General features: G+C 53.4%; 20 protein-coding genes. 15 read left to right on the top strand and 5 right to left on the bottom strand.

The annotated features are described in order from the left end of the window. Positions 1-86: 86 nt before the first annotated feature. The gene (locus tag HZU72_RS22185) at positions 87-875 is read right to left on the bottom strand and encodes a FadR/GntR family transcriptional regulator (RefSeq protein ID WP_180095989.1); all 789 of its coding nucleotides are present in this window, start codon (positions 873-875) and stop codon (positions 87-89) included. Positions 876-1,108: 233 nt separating this feature from the next. Here HZU72_RS22185 and HZU72_RS22180 point away from each other — a divergent pair, with 233 nt between their 5' ends. The 6 genes from HZU72_RS22180 to HZU72_RS22155 all read left to right on the top strand — a co-directional run bounded on the left by HZU72_RS22180 (position 1,109) and on the right by HZU72_RS22155 (position 7,758). After that, positions 1,109-2,248, top strand: coding sequence for a mandelate racemase/muconate lactonizing enzyme family protein (locus HZU72_RS22180; protein WP_180095987.1), 1,140 nt, complete (start codon positions 1,109-1,111; stop codon positions 2,246-2,248). 26 nt (positions 2,249-2,274) lie between these two features. Continuing rightward, entirely contained in the window at positions 2,275-2,724 is a 450-nt protein-coding gene (locus HZU72_RS22175; protein WP_180095985.1) for a tripartite tricarboxylate transporter TctB family protein, read from the top strand. 2 nt (positions 2,725-2,726) lie between these two features. Further along, entirely contained in the window at positions 2,727-4,253 is a 1,527-nt protein-coding gene (locus HZU72_RS22170; protein ID WP_180095983.1) for a tripartite tricarboxylate transporter permease, read from the top strand. 122 nt (positions 4,254-4,375) lie between these two features. Next, complete coding sequence (locus HZU72_RS22165) at positions 4,376-5,350, top strand: 2-hydroxyacid dehydrogenase (RefSeq protein WP_180095981.1); 975 nt, start codon at positions 4,376-4,378, stop codon at positions 5,348-5,350. A gap of 24 nt (positions 5,351-5,374) precedes the next feature. Then, positions 5,375-6,865 (top strand): NAD-dependent succinate-semialdehyde dehydrogenase, encoded by a 1,491-nt coding sequence (locus HZU72_RS22160; RefSeq protein ID WP_180095979.1) that lies wholly within the window; start codon positions 5,375-5,377, stop codon positions 6,863-6,865. Next, complete coding sequence (locus HZU72_RS22155) at positions 6,862-7,758, top strand: NAD(P)-dependent oxidoreductase (RefSeq protein ID WP_235976210.1); 897 nt, start codon at positions 6,862-6,864, stop codon at positions 7,756-7,758. Before HZU72_RS22160 ends, HZU72_RS22155 begins: the two co-directional genes overlap by 4 nt. Before the next feature lie 128 nt (positions 7,759-7,886). Here HZU72_RS22155 and acnA read toward each other — a convergent pair whose 3' ends face one another. Continuing rightward, positions 7,887-10,619, bottom strand: a complete 2,733-nt coding sequence (acnA, locus tag HZU72_RS22150) for an aconitate hydratase AcnA (RefSeq protein ID WP_180095977.1) — start codon at positions 10,617-10,619, stop codon at positions 7,887-7,889. A 272-nt stretch (positions 10,620-10,891) separates the two neighbouring features. On the opposite strand from acnA, the gene trxB reads away from it, so the two are divergent. Next, positions 10,892-11,845, top strand: a complete 954-nt coding sequence (gene trxB / locus HZU72_RS22145) for a thioredoxin-disulfide reductase (RefSeq protein ID WP_180095975.1) — start codon at positions 10,892-10,894, stop codon at positions 11,843-11,845. Here the strand turns inward: trxB and HZU72_RS22140 are convergent. Continuing rightward, complete coding sequence (locus HZU72_RS22140; protein ID WP_180095973.1) at positions 11,821-12,393, bottom strand: GspH/FimT family pseudopilin; 573 nt, start codon at positions 12,391-12,393, stop codon at positions 11,821-11,823. The two genes, trxB and HZU72_RS22140, sit on opposite strands and share 25 nt — an antisense overlap. Positions 12,394-12,527: 134 nt before the next feature. On the opposite strand from HZU72_RS22140, the gene thiO reads away from it, so the two are divergent. Continuing rightward, entirely contained in the window at positions 12,528-13,643 is a 1,116-nt protein-coding gene (gene thiO, locus HZU72_RS22135; RefSeq protein WP_180095971.1) for a glycine oxidase ThiO, read from the top strand. Here the strand turns inward: thiO and HZU72_RS22130 are convergent. Further along, the gene (locus tag HZU72_RS22130) at positions 13,640-13,912 is read right to left on the bottom strand and encodes a PP0621 family protein (protein ID WP_022522015.1); all 273 of its coding nucleotides are present in this window, start codon (positions 13,910-13,912) and stop codon (positions 13,640-13,642) included. The two genes, thiO and HZU72_RS22130, sit on opposite strands and share 4 nt — an antisense overlap. Positions 13,913-14,055: 143 nt before the next feature. Here HZU72_RS22130 and HZU72_RS22125 point away from each other — a divergent pair, with 143 nt between their 5' ends. Further along, positions 14,056-15,690 (top strand): NAD+ synthase, encoded by a 1,635-nt coding sequence (locus HZU72_RS22125; protein WP_180095969.1) that lies wholly within the window; start codon positions 14,056-14,058, stop codon positions 15,688-15,690. Between the two features lie 89 nt (positions 15,691-15,779). On the opposite strand, the gene HZU72_RS22120 is transcribed toward HZU72_RS22125, so the two are convergent. Then, entirely contained in the window at positions 15,780-16,595 is an 816-nt protein-coding gene (locus HZU72_RS22120; protein ID WP_180095967.1) for an outer membrane protein assembly factor BamD, read from the bottom strand. 198 nt (positions 16,596-16,793) lie between these two features. On the opposite strand from HZU72_RS22120, the gene rluD reads away from it, so the two are divergent. From rluD to pssA, 6 genes are all read left to right on the top strand, one after another. Continuing rightward, positions 16,794-17,753 carry a 23S rRNA pseudouridine(1911/1915/1917) synthase RluD gene (gene rluD, locus HZU72_RS22115; protein WP_009287556.1) on the top strand — a complete coding sequence of 320 codons (960 nt, stop codon included), beginning with the start codon at positions 16,794-16,796 and terminating at the stop codon, positions 17,751-17,753. Beyond that, positions 17,750-18,505 carry a peptidoglycan editing factor PgeF gene (gene pgeF, locus HZU72_RS22110; protein WP_180095965.1) on the top strand — a complete coding sequence of 252 codons (756 nt, stop codon included), beginning with the start codon at positions 17,750-17,752 and terminating at the stop codon, positions 18,503-18,505. The genes rluD and pgeF overlap by 4 nt, the downstream gene beginning before the upstream one ends. A 167-nt stretch (positions 18,506-18,672) precedes the next feature. Further along, complete coding sequence (gene clpB / locus HZU72_RS22105; protein WP_180095963.1) at positions 18,673-21,270, top strand: ATP-dependent chaperone ClpB; 2,598 nt, start codon at positions 18,673-18,675, stop codon at positions 21,268-21,270. Positions 21,271-21,755: 485 nt separating this feature from the next. After that, positions 21,756-23,480 carry an acetolactate synthase 3 large subunit gene (locus HZU72_RS22100; protein WP_180096014.1) on the top strand — a complete coding sequence of 575 codons (1,725 nt, stop codon included), beginning with the start codon at positions 21,756-21,758 and terminating at the stop codon, positions 23,478-23,480. Continuing rightward, the gene (ilvN, locus tag HZU72_RS22095; protein ID WP_009287561.1) at positions 23,480-23,971 is read left to right on the top strand and encodes an acetolactate synthase small subunit; all 492 of its coding nucleotides are present in this window, start codon (positions 23,480-23,482) and stop codon (positions 23,969-23,971) included. Before HZU72_RS22100 ends, ilvN begins: the two co-directional genes overlap by 1 nt. A 208-nt stretch (positions 23,972-24,179) precedes the next feature. Further along, entirely contained in the window at positions 24,180-25,085 is a 906-nt protein-coding gene (pssA, locus tag HZU72_RS22090; RefSeq protein ID WP_180095961.1) for a CDP-diacylglycerol--serine O-phosphatidyltransferase, read from the top strand. Positions 25,086-25,150 lie beyond the last annotated feature (65 nt).

The following is a 25,150-nucleotide window of genomic DNA, read 5'->3' as shown; positions in this document are numbered from 1 at the left end:
ATCCTGAAAACTTGTTATAGGATATGACAGGTTTTGTGTCAAAGATTTTCCTGCATTGATTGGTGTGGTGAGCGGGCAGTGATGCGTTAAGTTTGGCTTCGGATTCGGCGAATCATTTCCTCTCCTCGCGCAATAACGCGCAATTGGGAGTACTCCAGATGCTTACGCATTGCTAGGTGGGCTGCTTCTGGGTCTTGGGTCTCAATTGCCAGATATATTTGATGGTGCTCTGTATAAATGGCTGCCCGGCGATCTACCTGCCCTAACCTTGATAGGTGGCGAGCAAGGGTGATACCAAGGTCTATATCGTAATCAATAAGTTCCAGTGATCTGACGTAATGATCGTTTTGAGAGGCACGCGCGATCGCACGATGAAACGCTATATCCACATTTGGTCGGGATTCGCCGTCCTCAAAGTGTCGAAAGTCTTCAAGTGCTTTAGCTATATTTTTCAGCTCCTCGGGAGATCGGCGTATAGCCGCATAATAAGCCGCCTCCGGCTCGGTGCTGCGACGAAACTCCAGTGCATGTAGCATTCTTGATAGCTGCTGCTCGGGAGGCATTTCCGTTGAGGTGGCCAGCGTGTTCGATGACACGAATGAGCCCGATCCCTTATGAGAGATGATAAGTCCGTTATCACGGCAGCGTGATAACGCCTTTCTTACAATTGGTCGAGAGACTGCAAATAGTCGGCATAAATCACCTTCTGAGGGCAGCTTTTGTCCTGCCTCCAGCTCGCCAGAGCTAATAAGCTTCGCCAAGGCCTCGTAAACATCATCACCCAGGCTACGTTGTCGGGCTGGTTGAATAGCTTTTTCGAGTGCTAAGCGGTCTGTTTTCGCTAAAGCATTGTCAGCTTTGGGTTTGTTGCTCATCCCACCTCCCGGAGGCTTGGCTCCTATTGCTAAATTCTTTTAAATGATTCACGAGTGAAATCACCCAGCTAGGCCTGTCGCGTTATTAGCTGTACTTAAAGTATTGACATTTTACCAGTTGGCGATCTAGCTTGTAATATAATATTACAGCATTTTTTAGATTGCCTCATAAAAATCGCGCTTGGCTGATAAGTGCTTCAGTGCTTAGAAATGAAGAACTGGGAGATATTGCTATGAAGATTTCAGAAATTACTGTTCATCCGATTTCATACCGTGTACCTCAAGGTACCAGCTTTCGCATGGGAGTGGGGCGGATGGTAAAGCGCGATGCTGTATTGGTTAAGGTCATTACAAACGATGGTTTAGTTGGCTGGGGGGAGGCGCATCACGGCCGCTCCCCGGGGGCAATCGCTAAACTGATTGAGACTACATTGCGGCCCTTGATCATTGGTATGGACCCGCGTGATACCACCGGTATTTGGCATCGACTCTATCGTGGCCATCTCGCCACTCATGGGTTTGGTGCCGGTACAGCTATCGCCATCAGTGGTATCGATCTAGCGCTTTGGGATATTCGAGGTAAGGCAGTGGGATGGCCAGTTTTTCGTCTATTAGGCGGTGCACCACGGAAGCTTAAAGCATACGCGGGAGGACTTACGTTGGGGTATCAAGAGACAGGTGCGTTAGTCGAAGAGGCTGTGAGTTACGTGGAGGCTGGTTATCGTGCTCTCAAATTGCGCCTGGGGGATACTCCAGCAAGAGATGCCGCAAGGGTTCAGGCTGTGCGGAAGGCACTGGGTGACGAGATCGATATATTAACCGATGTGAATGCGGCCTATGACCTGGATCAGATCCGTCAATTAATGCCTACACTTGATGACTGTAATGTTGGCTGGCTTGAAGAGCCATTCCCACCCTATGACGACTACGCATATGGCAAGGCTGCAGCGTTGGGCCGTACCCCCATCGCTGCAGGTGAGAACCATTATACCCGCTATGAATTTCAACGCTTGATTGAACAAGATGCTGTAACAGTATTGCAACCTGACCTTTCAAAATGCGGTGGTATGACTGAGATTTTACGCATTGCTGCCATGGCGTCGGCACGTAAGTTAAAGATCCATCCTCACAGCTCAATGACAGCATTAAATATGGCTGCGTCTTTGCACCTTCTTGCGGCAATCGATAATCCTGGCTACTTCGAGGCTGATGCGACAGCGGACAATCCATTCCGAACGGATATGGTGTCAGGGCGACTGGATGTTGATGCAGACGGAATGATTGCTCCACCTGAGGCACCTGGTCTGGGGATGGAGGTCGATGAAGACTTTGTTGCCGCACATCCCCTTATTGAAGGCCCTTGCTACGTTTAGCGCCATTACTACTGAGGAAGCTGACGATGTCTGTAATGCTTAAGGATCGTGATGTGATAACGGGGCTGGTGTTCATTCTAATTGGCGGGATGTTTGCGCTGGGTGCCGCTGATTACGGAATGGGTAGTGCACGAAGAATGGGGCCTGGTTATTTCCCCGTGATCCTGGGGAGTTTGTTGGTACTAGTTGGAGTAGGAATTTCGGCGAAATCGCTGTGGCGCCGCAAATTTACTCCTATGCCGGCAATGTATTTAAGGCCGGTTGTTGCCCTCTCGTTATCCATTTTGGCCTTTGGTGTGTTGATTGACCGATTAGGCCTGATTGCTGCCTGCATGGCATGTGTTCTGATATCAGGATTTGCTACTCAGGAAACACGCTGGAAGGAAAACTTTCTTATTGCATTTGGGATGACAGCTTTCTCGGTAATTGTTTTCAGTCTGCTGCTGGGGCTGCCATTCAGACTGTGGGGACAATAATAATGGGCGTGCTTGAGAACTTAGCCAATCTAGGTAGCGGTTTCACGGTTGCCTTATCTTGGAATTACTTATTTTATTGTTTCGTGGGCGTAGTGTTGGGCACTTTTGTCGGCGTACTTCCGGGGCTTGGAACTGTCACGGCTATATCCATGCTAATGCCCTTCACATTTGGCTTGGATCCTCTTGAGGCGCTCATCATGCTGTCCGGGATTTTTTACGGAGGGCTCTATGGGGGGTCAACAGCGTCTATTTTACTGAACTTGCCTGGCACGCCTGCTTCCGCCGTTGTGGCGTTAGATGGCTACCCTATGGCGAAGCAGGGGCGAGCGGGCGTCCCTCTTTTTATGACTGCCATTGCATCATTTATTGGTGGCTGCGCAGCATTGGTCATTGTTGGCTTGGCGGCTCCAGCGATTGTCCAGGTGGCTTTGGAGTTCGGTTCGGCTGAATACTTCAGCATGATGCTGTTGGGCTTAATAGCGGCTGCGGCAGCTTCTAGCGAGTTGCCTCTGCATTCTATAGGAATGGTCATAATAGGCTTACTGTTGGGTATGGTTGGCATGGACATCGTTTCAGGAATGATGCGGTTCACTTTTGGCATACCGATCATGGCTGAGGGCATCAGCTTTATTGTTGTGGCTATGGCATTTTTTGGGCTAGCTGAAGTAATCGCTAATCTTGAGCCTCATGTTAAAAGGCATATGGTTCAGCAAGTGGGCGGCTGGCGTTCAATGTTACCCACTCGTGATGAGGCTAAGCGTTCAGTAGGTGCGATATTGAGAGGCACGCCACTTGGGGCATTCCTGGGTGCATTGCCAGGGGCTGGGCCAACGATTGCCTCATTTATGGCGTATACCGTCGAAAAACGAGTAAGTAGACAGCCTGAGCGTTTTGGAAAAGGAGCGATAGAAGGTGTCGTTGCCCCAGAGGCTGCCAATAATGCTGCGGCCCAAACTGGATATATTCCTACCCTGACTCTTGGGATTCCAGGTGATGCCGTCGGGGCCTTAATTCTGGGTACGCTAATCATGCATGGGATTGCCCCCGGCCCTCGTGTTATTTCCTCTCACCCTGAGTTGTTTTGGGGATTAATCGCAAGTATGTGGGTAGGTAACTTTTTACTGTTATGGGTGAATATTCCATTCATCAATGTCTGGATAAAAATACTCTCTATTCCTTACCGCATGTTATATCCGGCCATAATGGTATTTCTCTGTGTTGGCGTATACAGCGTATCTAATAGTTCATTCCAATTATATCTTTTAGCGGGTCTGGGAGCTGCAGGTTACTTGTTTGCAAAGCTTGGATGTCCTGCGTCACCTCTTCTTCTTGGCCTTATTTTGGGTCCCATGATGGAAGAAAATCTGCGGCGTGCGCTGCTGATTGGAAGAGGGAATCCGATGGTGTTCCTTGAGTCTCCGATTAGTGCTGGGATTCTATCTCTATGCGCTGCTTTGCTGATCCTTATGGTTGTTATGCCTTTTGTTAGAGCGAGCAACACCAGAAGAAAGCGAGATGTTCAGATGTGATTATGTAAAAAATATAGGGGGTAATGGGGTTTAAGAAGGCTAAGAGTTGGCTGAGTATTATTAACGATAATGATAAGCGAGTTTTAAGTTGTTTTGGGCCGCCATTGAAAGGAGATAACAATATGGAGAAAGTTGTTGAAAATTCGACAGCCTTTTTGGCTCGACGCTATCCGCCGTTAGTAGAAGAGAAAATTAAAAATCGATATAGAGTCCGATGCAACAATTCTGACAGTAGGCTCTCAGTCTCTCAATTGACCGAACAGGCTAGAGGATGTGAGGTGCTATTCGTATCGGTAACAGAGTCACTACCACGCTCAGTTTTCGATGCTTTATCAGACACTTTACGCGTAGTAGCTACCTTATCAGTAGGTGTCGATCATATTGATTTAGGGGCTGCTAAAGAGTATGGCGTTAAAGTGCTTCATAGCCCCGATGTATTGAGTGACGCCTGCGCTGAAGTAGGCATGATGCTCATGTTAAACGCAGCGCGTCGCGGGCATGAAGCCGACAGAATGGTACGTAGCGGGCGTTGGACGGGATGGGGGCCTACGCAGTTGTTGGGCAAAGAGCTAACAGGAAAGAAACTGGGCATTTTAGGTATGGGACGCATAGGGCAGGCTTTTGCCGAGCGCGCTAGAGCGTTCAAAATGGTGATTCATTACCATAATCGGCATCGCTTAGATCCCTCGCTGGAGTGTGGGGCTATCTACCATGAAACGGTGGATAGTCTATTGGTTAAGAGTGAGTTTTTTTCTATTAATGCGCCGGGCAGCGATAGCTTAAAAGGATTTCTTAACCAGGAAAAAATACAGCTCCTCCCCAAGGGGGCAGTAGTGATTAATATTTCAAGGGGAGATGTCGTCGATGATGATGCACTAATCCAAGCCCTTAAAAATGGCCATTTGTTTTCAGCGGGGCTGGATGTGTTTAAGGGAGAGCCTGATATTGATCCCCGCTATGCCGAGTTGGAAAATATATATCTCAGTCCACATATCGGTAGTGCTACGACTGAAACACGAAATGCCATGGGTTTTATGCTTATTGATGGCCTGGATGAATTAAAAAGTGGCCAGCGCCCTACCAACTGCATCATCTAAAATAGCAACTATTGAGGAGATAACATGCAACTAACAGATTCCGCTTTATTTCGACAAAATTGCTACATTGATGGGCATTGGACGGATGCTGACGATCAGGCTGTAATTGAGGTGATCAATCCTGCTACTAATGAGCTTTTGGGAACGATTCCTGATCTGACTGAAACTCAAGTGCGCTCCGCAGTCGAGGCAGCTGACCGAGCTTTTCCTCTTTGGAAGTCCAATACGGCGAAACAGCGTGCCGAGATTTTGCGGCGATGGTTCGACTTGTGCATGGCTCATCAGGAAGATCTCGCTTATCTCCTTACTCTTGAGCAGGGCAAGCCGCTTCAGGAAGCCCGAGGCGAAATTGCCTACGGAGCATCTTTTATCGAATGGTTTGCTGAGGAAGCCAAACGAATCTATGGCGATGTAATTCCCGCTCATGCAAATGATCGCCGCATCTTAGTGACCAAGGAACCCGTCGGAGTGGTGGCTGCTATTACTCCATGGAACTTTCCCAATGCGATGATAACCCGAAAGGCCGCTGCAGCTATGGCGGCTGGTTGTAGCGTTATCGTCAAACCGGCTTCTAGCACGCCTTATTCAGCATTAGCTCTGGCAGAACTTGCTGAGCGAGCGGGTGTACCTAAAGGCGTATTAAATGTGGTCACGGGACGATCCAGTGTAGTGGGGGGCGCGTTGACCGAGAACCCAAAAGTGCGAAAGCTTTCTTTTACCGGCTCGACCGAAGTAGGAAAAGTGCTGCTAGAAGCATGTGCTAAAACCGTTAAGAAAGTCTCGATGGAGTTAGGTGGTAATGCACCTTTTATTGTCTTTGAAGATGCTGATATTGAACAGGCGATAGCGGGAGTAATGGCTTCCAAGTTTCGGAACACCGGTCAAACCTGTGTATGTGCTAATCGAATTTTTGTTCATGATAAAATCTATGAAGAATTTGCAGATAGGTTAGCGATGGCTGTCAGTGCACAGCAAGTGGGTAATGGTCTCGAAGATGGGGTGACGTTAGGGCCCTTGATAAACGCAGCTGCTGTCGAAAAGGTAGTGCAGCATATCGACGATGCGAAAGCTAAGGGGGCTAAAGTTAAATTAGGTGGGCAGCGCCACTCCCTGCGGGGAAACTTTTTTCAGCCAACGATACTAACGGATGTTTCTCCCGATTCGTTACTCATGAATGATGAAACTTTCGGCCCTGTGGCTCCATTATTGCGCTTCACTGATGAGAGGGACGTGATTCGTCAGGCAAATGATACATCTCTGGGACTAGCGAGTTACTTCTATACACGGGACATTGCACGTGTATGGCGCGTCGCAGGCGCTTTGGAGTGCGGTATCGTAGGTATTAACGAGGGGATCATTTCTAGTGAATTGGCTCCGTTCGGAGGCGTCAAGGAGTCTGGTATTGGTCGTGAGGGGTCTAAATACGGCATCGATGATTACATTGAAATTAAGTATCTCTGTATGGGTGGGCTTGGGAGCCCTGACGCTTATGCAGCACAGGACGCATCACAATGAGTAATGGTGAAAAGCAGCAGATTGGCATGGCGGGCATTGGTTTGATGGGGCATGGGATTGCCACTAGTCTCCAGCGGCACAATTGGTCTCTTAGCTTTCTAGAACATTCTGGTAATCAACCGACCGATGAATTACTCGCCAACGGGGCGACTGCCTTCAGTAGCGCCAAGTCTATGGCGGCCCATTGTGATGTCATTATACTTTGTGTGACCGGTAGCCCGCAGGTTGAGGATGTCTTATTACGTGAGGAAGGGATTTTACAAGGGCTGCAACCAGGTACGGTTGTTATTGACTGTTCAACGGCGATTCCCAGTTCAACATTGAAAATAGCAGAGGCTGTGGAAGCAGTTGGGGGACGGTTCCTAGATGCTCCTATGACGCGAACACCTAAGGAGGCACGTGAGGGGCGGCTTAACCTGATTGTGGGTGGTGACCGTGAGCTTTTTGAGGCTCAGTTGCCTCTTCTAGAAAGCTATGCGGAAAATATCGTGCACGCGGGCCCAGCTGGGTCTGGCCATAAGTTAAAATTGTTACATAACTTCGTTTCGGTCGGCTTTTCTACAGTGCTTGCCGAAGCGGCGGCCTGTGCAGAATTGGGTGGAATAGACCCAGATGTGTTAATTGATGTTCTCGCTAAGGGGGGAGGTTCGAGCACCGTTCTTGAGCGCTTACGCCCTTATATCCTCGCACGTGACGACAGTGGCTTTCGTTTCAGCATAGCGAATGCCCATAAAGATTTGGGCTACTACTTAACGATGGCAAGTGACACTGGTGCTTCTCAAGGATCGGCGGCAGGCATTTACAACGTTTTAAGCGCTGCAGATGCCGCTGGGCACTCACAGTCGACGCTACCTGAGCTCGTTAGCATACTGACGGAACAAGCACGTGTGTAAGTGGGAGGAATTATCTCTTTGGTTGGAGAGCGTAGAGCTCTTTAAATTCCGTGCTTTATATTTTCTGTCATTAGCAAAAAAAGCCCCCACCGAGGTGGGGGCATGCAAGCATTGGTAGGTTTTACCCTTTAGGCTGCGCCGATCATCTTGCGCAACACGTAGTGAAGGATACCACCGTGGCGGTAGTAAGCCAGCTCGTTTACCGTATCAATTCGGCACTTGGCATCAACGCTACGTTCCCCGTCGGCATTTTTGATCACGATGTTGACCGTGCCACCTGGGGTCAGGTCGCTTAAACCGGCAATCGAAATCTCTTCATCGCCGGTCAAGCCCAACGTTTGACGGCTTTCGCCTTCGGCAAATTGCAGTGGTACAACGCCCATGCCGATCAGGTTGGAGCGGTGAATACGCTCGAAGGATTCAGCAATCACCGCGCGAACACCCAGCAAACGGGTCCCTTTGGCCGCCCAGTCCCGCGACGAGCCGGTACCGTACTCTTTGCCGGCAATCACGACGAGCGGTTTGCCTTCCTCTTTGTACTTCATGGCCGCATCGTAAATGGCCATCTGCTCGCCGCTGGGTACGTGGCGTGTTTCACCGCCGACCACGCCATCGAGCATCTCGTTTTTGATCCGCACGTTGGCGAAGGTGCCACGCATCATGACTTCATGGTTACCCCGGCGTGAGCCGTAGGAGTTGAAGTCGACCGGCTTGACGCCGTGTTCTTGCAGATAGCGACCGGCGGGGCTGTCAGGCTTGATGGCACCAGCAGGGGAGATATGGTCGGTGGTCACCGAATCACCCAGCATGGCGAGCACGCGGGCACTGTGCACATCTTCGATGGCATCCGGCTCGCGGCCCATGCCTTCAAAGAAGGGCGGGTGCTGAATGTAGGTGGATTCAGGCCACTGATAGACCTTGCTTTCTGACACGTCGATGGCTTTCCAGACGTCGTCACCCTCAAACACCGCGCTGTATTCTTTACGGAACATGGCGGTGTTGACCTGTTCGACGGCGCTGGCAATCTCGGCCTGACTGGGCCAGATATCTTTGAGGTAGACCGGGTCGCCGTTGCTGTCTTTGCCCAACGGCGCCTGGGTAAGGTCAAGCTGGACATTACCCGCCAGGGCGTAAGCCACCACCAGGGGCGGCGAGGCCAGCCAGTTGGTTTTGACCAACGGGTGTACGCGGCCCTCAAAGTTACGGTTGCCGGAGAGCACCGAGGCCACGGCAAGATCGCCGCTGTTGATCGCTTTTTCGATCTCATCAGGCAGCGGGCCGGAGTTACCGATACAGGTGGTGCAGCCGTAGCCGACCAGGTTGAAGCCCAGTGCATCCAAGTCATCGTTTAATTTAGCGGCTTCCAGATAATCGGTGACCACTTTGGAACCTGGTGCCAAGGAGGTTTTCACCCAGGGCTTCGTGGTTAACCCTTTTTCACGCGCTTTACGTGCCAGCAGCCCGGCGGCCATCATCACGCTGGGGTTGGAGGTGTTGGTGCACGAGGTAATCGCTGCAATCACCACCGCCCCGGGGTCAAGGCTGAAATCATGGTCATCAAGCTTAACAGCTTGGCTGGTGTCATGTTCGAAGCTGCGCCTCACCCCCACGGCGGTTTGGCCGCCTTCAGAAGAGAGTTCCCCCTTTGCGTTGGCATCCGCGTTGACGTCTTCCTGCATGAACTTGTCAAAGGCCGCCGCCATGTCTTTCAGCGCCACGCGATCCTGAGGACGTTTGGGGCCGGCCAGGCTGGCCTCTACCTCGGTCATGTCCAGTGCTAGGGCGTCGGTGAAGATCGGTTCGTCATTAGGTTCACGCCACAGCCCTTGGGCCTTGCTGTAGGCTTCCACCAGGGCGACTTGCTCATCTTCACGCCCCGTCAGGCGCATATAGTTCAGGGTTTCATCATCTACCGGGAAGAAACCACAGGTAGCACCGTACTCGGGGGCCATATTGGCGATCGTGGCACGATCCGCCAGCGGCAGGTCTTTCAAACCATCGCCGTAGAACTCGACAAATTTACCCACCACGCCTTTTTTACGCAGCATCTCGGTAACGGTGAGTACCAGGTCAGTGGCGGTAATACCTTCGCGTAGCTTGCCGGTTAATTTAAAGCCAATCACTTCGGGGATCAGCATCGACACCGGCTGCCCGAGCATGGCTGCTTCGGCTTCAATACCGCCCACGCCCCAGCCAAGCACGCCCAGGCCGTTGATCATGGTGGTGTGGGAGTCAGTGCCCACGAGGGTATCGGGGTAGGCAAAGGTCTTGCCGTCTTCATTCTTCGTCCATACCGTTCTGCCTAGGTACTCCAGGTTGACCTGGTGGCAAATGCCGGTACCGGGGGGCACCACGCTAAAGTTATCAAACGCCTGCTGGCCCCAGCGTAGAAACTCATAGCGCTCGCGGTTGCGCTGCATTTCGATATCGACGTTCTCTTGAAACGCCGCCGGATTGCCGAACTTATCGACCATTACCGAGTGGTCAATCACGAGATCGACGGGGGAAAGAGGATTGATCTTCGCCGGGTCTTCGCCCAGTTTTTCTACCGCGGCGCGCATGGAGGCTAAGTCCACCACGCCGGGCACGCCGGTAAAGTCCTGCATGAGTACCCGCGCCGGGCGGTAGCCGATTTCACGGCTGGATTTGCCCTCGGCCTGCCAGTCGACCAGGGCCTGCATATCTTCCTGATCTACGCTTTCGTCGTCGGCGAAGCGCAACTGGTTTTCGAGTAGAATCTTGAGCGTCTTGGGAAGGCGGTCAATGCTGCCCAGGGTCTCGGCCGCTTGGGGCAGGCTGTAGTAGTGATACGTTTTACTACCAACCTCTAGGGTGTTTAGCGTATCGGGTATCTTGCTCATATCTCTCTCCTCTGGTTGCTGAGCGCTGTGCTCAGCATGACGGTCACGATCTTTCTTTGGTATGGGTTTCCCCCCAGTATGGCGTTGATTTAGTAATAACACATGGGTCTTTGCACAGAGGCTTTCAAGGTTTCTTCGCCTAATAGCGTAGATGAAACCTTGCAATAGCTTGTACTTGGCACCATTTCAGGCAGACTCTGTGGCTAATTTTTTCAAAGCTATTAACACAGCTAGCGACAAAGCTATCAGTCAGATATTTACAAGGTGGTGTCATGGAAACTCGTCATGAGCGTTTGATTATTCTTGGATCCGGTCCCGCAGGCTATACGGCTGCCGTCTATGCCGCTCGGGCCAACCTGAAGCCGCTGCTAATTACCGGTATTCAGGCGGGTGGCCAACTGACCACCACAACCGATGTGGATAACTGGCCCGGCGACGCTCAAGGCGTACAGGGACCGGAATTGATGGAGCGCATGAAGCAGCACGCCGAACGTTTCAATACTGAGGTGCTGTTTGATCACATCAATGAGGTTAGCTTAGGCGAAAAACCTTTTACCTTAAAAGGCGATAGCGGCATTTATACCTGCGATGCGCTGATCGTGGCCACCGGCGCCAGTGCCCGTTACCTGGGTCTGCCCACTGAGCAGCAGTTTATGGGTCAAGGGGTGTCGGCCTGCGCTACCTGCGACGGTTTTTTCTACCGCAATCAGGAAGTCATTGTGGTGGGCGGCGGCAATACCGCCGTGGAAGAGGCGCTCTATCTCTCTAACATTGCTTCCAAAGTGACCCTGGTACACCGCCGAGACACGCTGCGGGCGGAAAAAATCCTCCAAGATAAGCTTTTCGAGAAAGCTGAGGCGGGCAAAATCGCTCTTGAGTGGTTTCAGGAAGTCGAAGAAGTGCTCGGCGATAACTCCGGCGTTACAGGCGTTCGGGTTAAATCCACGAAAGATGGTTCAAGCAAAGAGATCCATGCGCCTGGGCTGTTTATTGCCATTGGCCATAGCCCCAACACGGGGATCTTTGCTGGCCAGTTAGCCATGAACGGCGGCTATATCAAAGTGCACTCAGGCCTTGAAGGGAATGCAACCGCGACCAGCGTACCGGGCGTGTTTGCCTGCGGCGATGTGATGGATCACATTTATCGGCAAGCGATTACCTCGGCGGGCAGCGGCTGCATGGCAGCGCTGGATGCCGAGCGCTATTTAGACGGTATTGCCGGGTAAACATTTGCTGCATGAAGCGCCTGGCAATCGATAGGTGCTTCGTCGATCCTAAGGCGGCCCAATTGACTGAGTACCAGTTTCTTTCCTTTGGCGCCGCTGCTTGAGCAAATAGCAAAACTGCCGTTATAACCGCTGGTATAGCCCAACGGGCTATAACGGATTCGCGACCAGCCCCGGTTATAAGTCACTTGTGTGCCTTGTTGCCCGGGCACAATGCGCAAAATATCGTCTTCAGTGATGCTATCGGTTTTATTGCCTCGCACAATCATAAGCTCTCCACTCCAGTCATTAGCGCAAGCTTCACGGTTTTGCGAGGCTGGGCAAAGCGTCAACTGGCGGCGTTGGCTAATCGCTGTATTGCGCGCGAACGAAAACGCGCTCTGGAATCGATTGACCTCGCTAGTCTGTGCGGTACGCTCCCCCAATGCTTGAAAATTGGGTAGACCCCAGGCGGCGATGATTCCAACCAACAGCAGCGTGATCAGTAGCTCAAGCAGCGTAAACCCGCTTTCAGGTGTGGTGTGCGTCTTGATATGGAAACTGCTCATCGCCTCTCCTCACTTGACCTTGTTATCGCCCGCGCTATGCTCACTCTCCTTTATCAGTAGCGAACATATCGTCGTTAATAGGTCATCCTAGGCGGCGCTACGCTTTTTTTATGTAAGCCAAAACGGACAATTTTGTGAGCGATTTCTTAATTATTGGCGGCGGCGTGATCGGTATGATGACAGCGCTGCAGTTAGCCGATGCCGGTCACCAGGTCACACTGGTTGATCGAGGTGAGTGCGGTAAAGAGGCATCATGGGCGGGCGGTGGTATCGTTTCACCGCTCTATCCCTGGCGCTACGACGCTGCGGTATCGCAACTTTCCCGCTGGTCGGAAGGCGTTTACCCCTCTTTGGCCCTGCGCTTATTGGAAGAGACTGGTATTGACCCCGAATATCGTCAAAAAGGGCTGCTCTACCTAAATGTGGACGATGCTGACAAAGCGCTGCAATGGGCACGCCAGCTGGGGAAACCGCTAGAGCGGGTAGGGGCAGACTTTGTTCACGCTAAAGAGCCTGGTGTAGCAATGGCTGACGATAGCGCGCTATGGATGCCGACGCTGGGCAGTGTGCGCAATCCGCGTTTAGCCAAGGCGTTGAAGGCGCGGTTAGCGGCGATGCCCCAGGTAACGCTGAAAGAGCAGTGCGAGGTCAGTGGTTTTATTCAACAGGGTGGCAAAGTAGAGGGCATCGTTGAAGGCGTGGTGACGTCTCAGGGGACGATAACGGCTGAACGCATTATTGTTTGCGGCGGTGCTTGGGCTGCACAGCTCTTGTCGCAGTTGAATGTGCAGTTGCCGGTAAGACCCGTTAAAGGTCAGATGATCGCTTACCAAGCACCCAAAGGGTTGGTGCAGCGCGTGGTGTTAAAAGATGGGCGCTATATTATTCCGCGTGCAGATGGCTTGCTATTGGTCGGTTCTACGCTGGAAGAGGTGGGTTTTGACAAGAGCACCGATGAGGCGGCATTGGCGTCGCTAAAACAGAGTGCTGAAGCTATCCTGCCCGCTTTGGCAACGTGCCCGGTAGCGCATCAGTGGGCCGGCCTGCGGCCTGGATCCCCTACGGGCATTCCCTTTATCGGCGCGCTGCCTGAATGGAGTAACGTCTTCGTCAATGCCGGGCACTATCGCAACGGCTTGGTGCTGGCGCCTGCCTCGACACATTTACTGGTGGATCAACTGCTGGGGCGCGAGCCGCTAATTGACCCCGCGCCTTACCAGCTTACGTCAGAGCGGCTAATACAAGCTTAAGGTGTGCCGTCTTTATCCTGCTGCTCCTGCAGGTAGCGGTCGCGATGGGCGCTGGAGCAGAACCATTGTTCCTGGTCACGCAGTGCTTCGTCTTCAGGAACGTGTACCTCACACCAGCGGCAGCGCACCATTTTGCCACCCTCGTGGCGGTTGACTTTTTTATGCTGCGCTTCATGCTCAAGCTTACGTTGCCGGTATATGCCGTATAGCTTTAAACCGGCATAGAATATAACGGCGAAGATAATCAGCCGAATGATCAAGAGGTTCATCCTTTTGTGTCTCCCGAAGTGGGAATCTAGGCACAAGGCGTTAGGATAGACCCGCAGCCTTTGCCAGTTGGCGGCCCTTGCGGGACAATACGACTATGTCGGTGTAACCCTATTTTAAAGATTCTCAAGAGATTTTGACGCCCATGCAAGACTTAACGCTGGTAATGGCCCAACTCGATCCTCTGGTCGGGGATATTCCCGGCAATGCCGCACGCGCGATTGAAGCAGTGCGCGAAGCGCGGATTGAGCATGGGGCGGATATTGTTGTCTTTCCAGAGCTTTTTTTGTCAGGCTACCCACCGGAAGACCTGCTGCTGCGCCCCTCAATGGAAACCCGCCTGCGTGAAGCTCGCGCGCTAATGGCATCGAAGGTCGCCAGTGATGTGTTGGTGATCATTGGCTATCCCGGCGTGCGGGAAGGCCGCTGTTACAACTTGGCGGGCCTACTTTACAACGGCCAGTGGGAAGCTGAGTACGCCAAGCAGGCGCTGCCTAACTACCAAGTGTTCGATGAGCAGCGCTATTTCACGCCCGGCACTGAAACGCTGGTGTATGAGCATAAAGGCGCCAAACTGGGCATCGTGATCTGCGAAGACCTATGGGATGGCGTGCCGGTTAAGGCCGCCGCGCAAGCGGGCGCTGAGGTGCTGGTTTCCTTGCACGCCTCTCCCTATCACCAGGACAAGCCCGCGGAACGGCTGCGCCTGTTGGAGAAACACGCCCAGGATACGCAGCTTCCAATTGTGTATGTGAACACCATCGGTGGCCAAGATGAACTGGTCTTTGATGGCGGCTCTTGCTGCGTTAACGCCAGCGGTGAGCTGCAGGTGCTGGCACCGTATTGGCAGGCGGGCCTGATGCCAGTTCAGTTTTTGCAAACCAGCGCGACGGTCTGGGAACCCCAAGCCGGAGAGATTGACCCCGAGGTAGAACCGGAAGAGAGCCTTTACTGTGCGTTGGTTACCGGGCTGCGCGATTACGTCAACAAGAGCGGTTTTGAGGGCGTGGTGTTGGGGCTTTCCGGCGGTATCGACTCAGCGCTTTCGCTGGCGATTGCGGTTGACGCACTGGGCCCTCAACGGGTGCAGGCGGTGATGATGCCCTACCACTACACCGCGGATATCTCCAAGCAGGATGCGGCAGAACAGGCTAAAATGCTCGGCGTCCACTACGAGATCATGCCGATCGAGCCCATGGTAGAAGCCTTTATGGGCACGCTGGCAGAGAGCTTCGCGGGAACTGAGCGAGATACCACCGAAGAGAACCTGCAGTCCCGCTGTCGCGGGGTGCTGCTGATGGCGATCTCCAATAAAAAAGGCTTGATGGTACTGACTACCGGTAACAAGAGTGAAATGGCGGTGGGCTACGCCACGCTGTATGGCGATATGGTGGGCGGTTTTAATGCTATCAAAGACGTGTATAAAACCTGGGTGTATCGCTTGGCTCGCTGGCGCAATACGCAATCACCCGCGATCCCCGAGCGGGTGATTGAGCGCCCACCCAGTGCGGAGCTGGCGCCGGATCAGCAGGATAGCGACTCGTTACCCGATTACGACGTGCTCGACGCTATCTTATTAAGCTATATCGAAGGCGACATGAGCGCTGAAGCGATCATCGCCGGTGGCTTTGACGCTGAAGACGTCTATAAAGTGGTGAAGTTGGTTGACCGCTGCGAGTATAAGCGCCGCCAGGCGCCCATTGGTGTCCGGGTGACGCCGCGGGGCTTTGGGCGCGACCGCCGCTATCCGATCGTCAACGGCTGGCAGCCCGGCGAGTAAGCGGAGCCTGGAATTTAGAAAATGTATGAACTAAAACCACGCATTGCTGCGTGGTTTTTAGGCCTGCTAGGCGGTACTACATTAGTGGTTTAATCATTTTGGCCTACGTGCTTGGGAACAAAGCGGCTGCCCTGCAATTGCTCATGATCGGGCGCGTTCTCGCGCAGTACTGCGAGGACTTCATTGGCGCGGTCATCCATGTCTAGGCCTTGATAGCCTTCCACCATGGTGGCTAGGGCATCCCGGGTAGCGTTCGACTCTGGGTAGTTTTCGATTACCCAGCGACCGCGTTCAACCGCTGCTAGATAGGCGCCACGACGCAGGTAGTAATCGGCAACGTGCAGTTCGTGGCGGGCCATCAACTCACGTAGGTAGACGATACGCTGCTGGGCATCAGCGGCGTATTCACTCTGCGGATAACGCTGAATCAGCTCGCGGAAGTCATTGTAGGCATCACGGGAAGCACCCAGGTCGCGCTTGGAAATATCAATCAGGCGTAGGCGCTCCAGGCTGAAGCGGCCTGCTTGCCAGGCGGAAAGACCACGTAAGTAGTACGCGTAATCCACCTGGGGATGGTCAGGATGAAGGCGAATAAAGCGGCTAGCCGCTGCCCGGGCTTCTTCCCAATCGCTGTTTTCATAGTAGGCATAGATCAGCTCGAGCTGGGCTTGCTCAGCATGGGCGCCAAACGGGTAGCGGGTATCGAGTGCTTCTAAACGCTCTATCGCAATCGGGTAGCGGTTGCTGTCGAGGGCTGTGCGGGCCAGCTCATAGAGCTCACGCTCTTGAACCCCAGCAAATTCATCGTCCTCTTCTTCACTTGTATCGTTACTCGCACAGCCCGCTAGAAGGGCAAGGCTTAGGGCTAGAGCACCAAAGCGGTTGGCAGCTGAAAAAACGCGCATCATCATCCTCGTTGCAAACAAGCCTCAATCACCAAAAAGCGGCGATGGCCATAAGTAGAAATGGTAGAATAGGTCGCAGTCCGCCCACTATAAAACACCTCGGCTCAAAACGCAGGCTTAGCGACGTTTCGTCGGGTGTTGTCACAGCTTATTTTTCCATGTCGGGGCTGGGGTTTTTGCGTCTAAAAGAGGTTTTTCATGTCTCGAACAGTTGAAGACACGCAGCGCGTGCCCGCTACGTTGGCCGGTGCGCGATTAGACCAAGCGGCGGCTGAGTTGTTCAGCGATTACTCCCGCGAACGCTTAAAAGCGTGGATTAACGCTGGTGAGTTGACGGTGGACGGCGCGCAAGCCAAGCCGAAAGCCAAGCTGCATGGTCATGAAGTGTTGGCGCTTCAGGCCACCATCGAAGACGACACGCGCTTTGAAGCCCAGGACATTGCACTGGATATCGTTTACGAAGACGACACGGTGATGGTCATCAACAAAGCTGCCGGTATGGTGGTGCATCCTGCCGCGGGCAACCCGGATGGCACACTATTAAATGCACTGCTGCATCATCAGCCGTCGCTTGCCGAAGTGCCCCGGGCAGGCATTGTTCACCGTTTGGATAAAGATACGACTGGTTTAATGATGGTAGCGAAAACGCTGCCCGCCCAAACGGCCCTGGTTGAACAGTTGCAGGCGCGTAGCGTGTCGCGTCAGTACGATGCTGTGGTGATTGGTAAGCCGGTGTCGGGTAGCACCATTGACGCACCCATTGGTCGTCACCCTAAAGACCGTAAACGCCAGGCCGTGACGGCTTCGGGTAAACCCGCTATTACCCATTTTCGCGTGGTTGAGCGCTTCCGTGCTCACACTCATGTGCGCTGTAAGTTGGAAACGGGACGTACCCACCAAATTCGCGTGCACATGGCCCATGCTCGCTATCCGTTAATTGGTGACCCCATGTATGGTGGTCGTGCCAAGTTACCACCGGGGGCCGCTGAACCGCTGAAAGAGATCCTGCGCGAGTTCCCTCGTCAGGCCCTTCACGCGCGTAAGTTGATTTTCAAACATCCGGTAAGCGGCGAAACATTAACGTTTCAGGCAGACCTCCCTGATGATTTGTTAATGTTGTTGGATTACCTGCGCGAAGATAATGAGACCATGCGATGAGCGATGCCATTAATTTACGGCCAACGCTTTTAGTGCCCGACTGGCCAGCGCCGACCAATGTGCGTGCCTTTGTGACGACCCGTGAATCGGGGCCTAGCCAGGGTGATTTTGCCGCTTTCAATACCGCCTCCCATGTCGGCGATAATGCTGATCATGTGGCGTTGTGTCGTCGTTTGCTGCAAAAGGAAATTGGCGATGAGCGGCCTCTGCTGTGGCTGAACCAGACCCACGGCGCCCGTGTACAGCAGTTTTATCAGCCTGAGGCTGCCGACGCAGATGCCGCCCTTGCGACCTCCAATGAGTACGCATGCGTCGTACTGACGGCAGACTGCCTGCCGGTGATGTTCTGCAATCGAGCGGGTACCCAGGTGGCGGTTGCCCATGCTGGCTGGCGGGGTTTGGCGGGCGGTGTGCTGGAAGCAACTATTGCCGCGCTGAACACTGACCCAGACGATATTCTGGTGTGGTTAGGGCCTGCTATCTCTAACGCTCAATTTGAGGTTGGTCCGGAAGTTTACGGCGCCTTTGTTGCCGTTCACCCGGATACCGCTGACGCCTTTGACCATAGCCCTTACCGGTTGGGTCATTACATGGCCGACTTATACCGGCTGGCGCGCTTTCGGTTAGAGGCACTGGGCGTCAATCATATAAGCGGTGGCCACTTCTGTACCGCCTGCGAGTCGCGCTTCTACTCCTTCCGTCGTGATGGCGGCAAAACCGGGCGAATGGCAAGCGTGATCTGGATCAATTAATGTGAATTAAAGCTTTCATCAGCCAGCGGTTTACACCACCACCTCTTGAAAAGCCATGGAACTGACGCCATTTAACTTGTCAAGCTAATAGTGATTTAGCACGTCTAATGACACGTTATCGGGTCACGCGGTGCGTCCAAACGCACGGCTACCCCAGGAGGAACTCCATGCGTTTTGATAAATTTACCGCCAAGCTTCAAAGTGCGATTGCCGAAGCGCAGTCGCTGGCCGTTGGCCGCGGCCATAATCAGCTAGACCCCGCACACTTGCTGTTGGCCCTGCTTGACACCAAAGACACCGGTATTAAAGCCTTGATTGAAAAAGCCGAGGGCAATCCTTCGCGTCTGCGCGATGGGTTAGTGCAGCAGTTGGATAACCTACCCAAGGTGGGGCAGTTCGACGGCGAAGTGCAGCCATCGCGGGACTTCATCAAGCTTTTTAACTTAACTGATCGCGAAGCGCAGAAGCGCGGTGATCAGTTTATCGCCAGTGAACTCGTTCTATTGGCAGCGCTGGAAATGAATTCAGCGATTACCAAGCTGCTTAAAGACGCGGGGATTAACCGTAAATCTCTCGAAGCCGCCATTAACAGCCTGCGAGGCGGTGCTACCGTCGACGATGCCAACGCCGAAGATCAGCGCGAAGCGCTCAATAAATACACCATGGATCTTACCCAGCGCGCGCTGGACGGCAAGCTCGACCCGGTGATTGGCCGTGACGATGAGATTCGGCGTACGATTCAAGTGTTGCAACGACGTACTAAAAACAACCCAGTGTTAATCGGCGAGCCGGGGGTGGGGAAAACCGCCATTGTTGAAGGGTTGGCCCAGCGCATCGTTAACGGCGAGGTTCCGGAAGGCTTAAAAGAGAAGCGCGTGCTCTCGCTGGATATGGGCTCGCTATTGGCGGGTGCCAAATTCCGTGGTGAGTTTGAAGAGCGCTTGAAAGCGGTGCTCAAGGAGCTTTCCCAGGAAGAAGGCCGGGTGATCCTGTTTATTGACGAGCTGCACACCATGGTCGGCGCAGGCAAAGCCGAAGGTGCCATGGATGCAGGCAATATGCTCAAGCCTGCCCTGGCCCGCGGCGAGCTGCACTGCGTGGGGGCGACCACCCTTGATGAGTACCGCAAGTACATTGAGAAAGACGCTGCTCTGGAGCGCCGCTTCCAGAAGGTGCTGGTTGATGAGCCTTCCGAAGAGGACACCGTGGCGATCCTTCGCGGCTTGAAAGAGCGCTACGAAGTGCACCACGGCGTGGATATTACCGATTCGGCGATTATTGCTGCAGCCAAGCTCTCGACCCGCTATATCACTGATCGTCAGTTGCCCGATAAGGCCATTGACCTGATCGACGAAGCCGCCTCGCGGATTCGTATGGAGCTGGACTCCAAGCCAGAGGCGATGGATCGCCTTGATCGCCGCCTGATCCAGCTCAAAATGGAGCGTGAGGCGCTTAAGAAAGAGACCGACGAGGCCACCAAAAAACGCCTGGAAGCACTCAATACCCAGATTCACGAGCTAGAGCGCGAATACGCTGATCTTGATGAAATCTGGAAAGCCGAGAAAGCCAGTATTCAAGGGGCTGCTCAGTTTAAAGCCGAGCTTGAGCAGGCACGCATTGACCTTGAACAGGCTCGCCGCCAGGGCGACCTGGGTCGGATGTCGGAAATTCAATACGGTAAGATTCCAGAGCTTGAGAAGAGGATTGCCGAAAGCGGCGAAGGTGAAGCGGATACCTCAAGCCATCAGCTACTGCGTTCTAACGTCACTGAAGAAGAGATCGCCGAGGTGGTTTCCCGCTGGACGGGCATTCCGGTCTCCAAAATGCTCGAAGGCGAGCGCGATAAGCTCCTGCGTATGGAAGAGGCGTTGCACCAGCGGGTGATTGGCCAGGATGAGGCCGTCGAGGCAGTGGCCAATGCGGTACGCCGCTCCAGGGCCGGTCTTTCTGACCCTAACCGCCCCAACGGTTCGTTTCTGTTCCTCGGCCCCACTGGCGTGGGCAAGACTGAGCTGTGTAAGTCTCTGGCCAACTTCCTGTTCGATACCGAAGAGGCGATGGTGCGTATCGATATGTCGGAGTTTATGGAGAAGCACTCCGTGGCCCGCTTGATCGGTGCGCCTCCTGGCTACGTCGGCTACGAAGAGGGTGGTTACCTGACCGAGGCCGTGCGCCGCAAGCCTTACTCGGTGCTGCTGCTGGATGAGGTGGAGAAAGCCCACCCGGATGTCTTCAATATCCTGCTGCAGGTATTGGAAGATGGCCGCTTAACCGATGGCCAGGGCCGCACGGTGGATTTCCGCAACACCGTGATCGTGATGACCTCGAACATGGGCTCTGACATTATCCAGCGCATGGGCGGTGACGTCAGTGCTGATAAAGATAGCGATTATGAGGTAATGAAAAACATGGTCATGGAGGTGGTGGGTAACCACTTCCGGCCTGAGCTCATCAACCGTATCGATGAAGTGGTGGTCTTCCACGCCCTGGGCCAAGAGCAGATTCAGGCTATTGCCGGCATTCAGTTGGAGCGCTTGAAAGTGCGCCTTGCCGAACACGACCTGAAGCTTGAGGTTAGCCCAGAGGCCATGGCGCAACTGGCGGTGGTGGGCTTCGACCCCGTATACGGGGCGCGGCCACTCAAGCGGGCGATTCAGAGCCGTATTGAAAACCCGCTAGCGCAAGACCTGCTGGGTGGCAAATTTGCCCCTGGTGATACCATCCATATCAACGCAGAAGAGGGTAAGTTGGTGTTTAGCTCATAATTGATGCCGCGACTAACACCGCGACTTTGCGCAATTGAATAGGTAAAAAGCTCCGTTAGCTTTGCTGGCGGGGCTTTTTTAATGGCTTCTTGCGACCTTTGTTGCGTTTGATCTGATCGGAGGTTGACAGGCTGAGGGCGCTAATGGAATCTTGTCAGTTCCTGATTTGCGGGCGCGGATCCAACGGGCAACCCCTAATTACCGCGCGAAGGGTAGGCGAGAGCCTCTACCCGCCGAAGGACTTCCGGGCTTGGGCTAACCGCCCAACCTGGCCAACGCCCCGACACGGCGAACTGCCGTGTAAGGGAGCGGGTGATTTATGTCGGCATAAATCACCCTCTCCCGACAAGAGTGCAGGCCCTAACCGGGCCATCTGCCAGGGTTTGGCATCAGGTGCCGGCTTGGGCCGGCAGCGGCATACCGCCGCACTCGACACCGCAGGATGTCCTGCGGATCGCACTCGAGACCTCCAGGGGAGAAATACAGTGGAACTGCTTTCCGGCGCAGATATGATCGCCCGCTTCTTGCAAGATGAGGGCATCGAATACATTTATGGTTACCCCGGCGGTGCAGCGCTGCATATTTACGATGCACTCTTCCGCCAGGACAAAGTGAAGCACATTCTTGTGCGTCACGAACAAGCGGCTACCCACGCCGCCGATGGCTATGCCCGTGCATCAGGCAAGCCCGGCTGCGTACTGGTTACCTCAGGCCCCGGTGCCACCAACGCCGTCACCGGCATCGCCACTGCCTACATGGACTCCATTCCCATGGTAGTGCTGTGTGGCCAGGTGGCAAGTCATCTGATCGGTGAAGATGCCTTCCAGGAAACCGATATCGTCGGTGTGACGCGCCCCATCGTGAAGCACAGCTTCTCGATTCGCCACCCGTCTGAAATACCGGAAGTGCTCAAAAAGGCGTTCTATTTAGCCGCCACAGGCCGCCCGGGCCCGGTGGTGGTTGATATCCCGAAAGATATGACGGCTCCCACCGAGCGCTATGAGTACATCTATCCGAAAAAGGTCAAGATGCGCTCGTACAACCCTGTCACGCGTGGCCACACAGGGCAGATTAAAAAAGCCGTTGAGATGATACTCAAAGCCAAGCGCCCGGTATTCTATACCGGTGGCGGCGTGGTCACGGGCAAAGCCAGCGAAGGTCTGACCGATTTGGTCAAGCAGCTGGGTTACCCGATTACCACTACTTTGATGGGGATTGGCGCATATCCTCAAAGTGACCGGCAGTGTTTGGGCTGGCTGGGCATGCATGGCTCTTATGAGTCGAACATGGCCATGCACCACGCTGATCTGATTGTTGCCATAGGGGCGCGCTTTGATGACCGCGTGACCAACAGCACATCGAAGTTCTGTCCTACAGCGAAGATCATCCACGTTGACGTTGATCCGAGCTCGATCTCTAAAACGGTGCGTGCCGATGTGCCTATCGTGGGTCCTGCCTCCAGCGTTATCAATGAGATGATCAGTTTGGTGCAGGGGCATAAAATTGCCCATCCTGAAGCACTGACTGAGTGGTGGGAAAAGATTGATGGCTGGCGTGCCGACCGTGAAGGCAAGCTTTATGAGCCTTCCAAGGTGGATGAAGCGCTTAAGCCACAGGAAGTTATTGAAGCGCTTTGTCGGGTAACCCGAGGCGAAGCCTACGTGACTACCGATGTTGGTCAGCACCAGATGTTCGCGGCGCAGTACTACAAGTTTGATAAACCCAACCGACTGATCACCTCAGGTGGTTTGGGCACCATGGGCTTTGGTTTCCCCGCCGCCATGGGTATCAAGCAGAACTACCCGGATGATGACGTAGTGTGTGTCACCGGTGAAGGTAGCTTCCAGATGATGATGCAGGAACTCTCCACCTGTAAGCAGTACGGGGTGGGCGTTAAGATCGTCAACCTTAATAATGCGTCGTTGGGTATGGTACGTCAGTGGCAGGACTTGAACTATAAGTCACGCCACGCGCACTCCTATATGGAGTCGCTGCCGGACTTCCATATGTTGATTGAGGCGTATGGGTTTACCGCCATTACCGTCAATACGCTTGATGAGTTGGAGCCTGCACTGGAGCGTGCGTTTGCTGATAAGCACGAGCTGGTCTTTCTTGACGTGAAGGTCGATCCCCATGAGCACGTCTATCCGATGCAGGTGCCGTTAGGTGCCATGCGCGACATGCTGCTGTCTAAAACGGAGCGTACCTGATGCGTCATATCATCTCGATTCTGTTAGAAAACGAACCGGGTGCGCTGTCACGTGTAGTCGGGCTATTCTCCCAGCGTAACTTCAACATTGAAACGCTTAACGTGGCGCCTACTGAAGACCCGTCGCTCTCGCGCTTAACGGTCACCACCATAGGTGACGACCGTGTGATTGAACAGATCACCAAGCACCTCAATAAGCTGATCGATGTGGTTAAGTTGGTGGATCTCACCGAAGGCAACCATATCGAGCGCGAGCTGATGTTGGTTAAAGTGAAAGCGCTAGGCGCGGCGCGTGATGAAGTGAAGCGCACGGTGGATATCTTCCGCGCGCAGATCGTTGACGTAACGCCAAGCCTGTATACCGTGCAGATCACCGGCGATGCGGGCAAACTGGATGCTTTCCTTCAGGCCATGGCACCGGTGGGCATTCTTGAGGTCGCCCGTACTGGGGTCTCGGGTATTGCCCGGGGCGATAAGGTTTTGTCGCTTTAAGCACTAAAATACTTAGCCTTTAAGGCCAACACTTAAATGTAAGCATAAGCGTCGCTTCTTTTCCCGGAGCGGCGCTTTTTAGTTATTAACCTGTTAGCGCTCGCTGACGCAGGGCATCAATGCAGCAATTGGCTGGCTGAGTGGCACTCACCGTGTAGAATGAAAGCGACTACGGTTCCCGTGACTTCACTTTTAATGGATGAAAACTATGACACAGGACGCTCGCGATCAAGAGCACTCAAACTCTGATCAGTCAAATCCAGGCCAGCCGGACTCGGCTCCTTCTGATAAAGCGGAGCAGCCAGATAGCGCTCATCAGTCAGAAGTGGGCGGCAACGAAGATTTGGCGGCTGCCTTCTTGCGTGAAACCGAAGTAGTCGAAGAGGCCGTAGAGGACGGTAAAAAGATTCGCCGTCGAGGTATCTATTTGCTGCCCAATCTATTTACCACTTCGGCGCTTTTTGCCGGTTTTTTTGCAGTAGTAGCGGGCATTAATGGTGAGTTTACCTCGGCTGCCGTTGCGATCTTTATTGCCATGGTACTGGATGGCCTGGATGGCCGTGTCGCCCGTATGACCAATACGCAAAGTGAATTCGGCGCTGAGTACGACAGCTTGGCTGACATGATCTCCTTTGGTATGGCGCCTGCTTTAGTTGCCTTTACCTGGATTCTTCAGGACATCGGTAAGACGGGATGGGTCGTAGCTTTTCTCTATGTTGCCTGCGCGGCGCTTCGCCTAGCACGCTTTAATGTCCAGATTGGCAGCGTAGATAAAAAGTGGTTTATCGGTTTGCCAAGCCCTTCCGCCGCAGCGCTAGTGGCGGCCAGTGTGTGGACCTTTCATAGCTTTGATGCTGATGCCTTTGGTTTCAAACTATTGATGTTAGTGGTGGTAGCCGCGGCGGGTGTGTTGATGGTGAGTAATATCCGTTACTACAGCTTCAAAGATCTCGATTTTAAAAAGCCGGTACCTTTTGTTGTGCTGCTAGCCATAGTGCTAGCGTTTGTGTTGATCTCAGTCGAGCCTTCGGTAATGCTGTTATTGCTATTTGGCACTTACGTGGCTTCAGGCCCTGTATTAGCCGTTATGCGTAAGGCTAAAACGAGTAGCTAGTACTTTTCTCCACTTTTTTGACAGTTATTTCAAAACAGCCCTTGCCAACCCGGCAGCGAACCCGT

The organism is Vreelandella sedimenti, assembly GCF_013416325.1.
Taxonomy (GTDB): domain Bacteria; phylum Pseudomonadota; class Gammaproteobacteria; order Pseudomonadales; family Halomonadaceae; genus Vreelandella; species Vreelandella sedimenti.
This window is presented reverse-complemented; position numbering and strand designations above follow the sequence as displayed.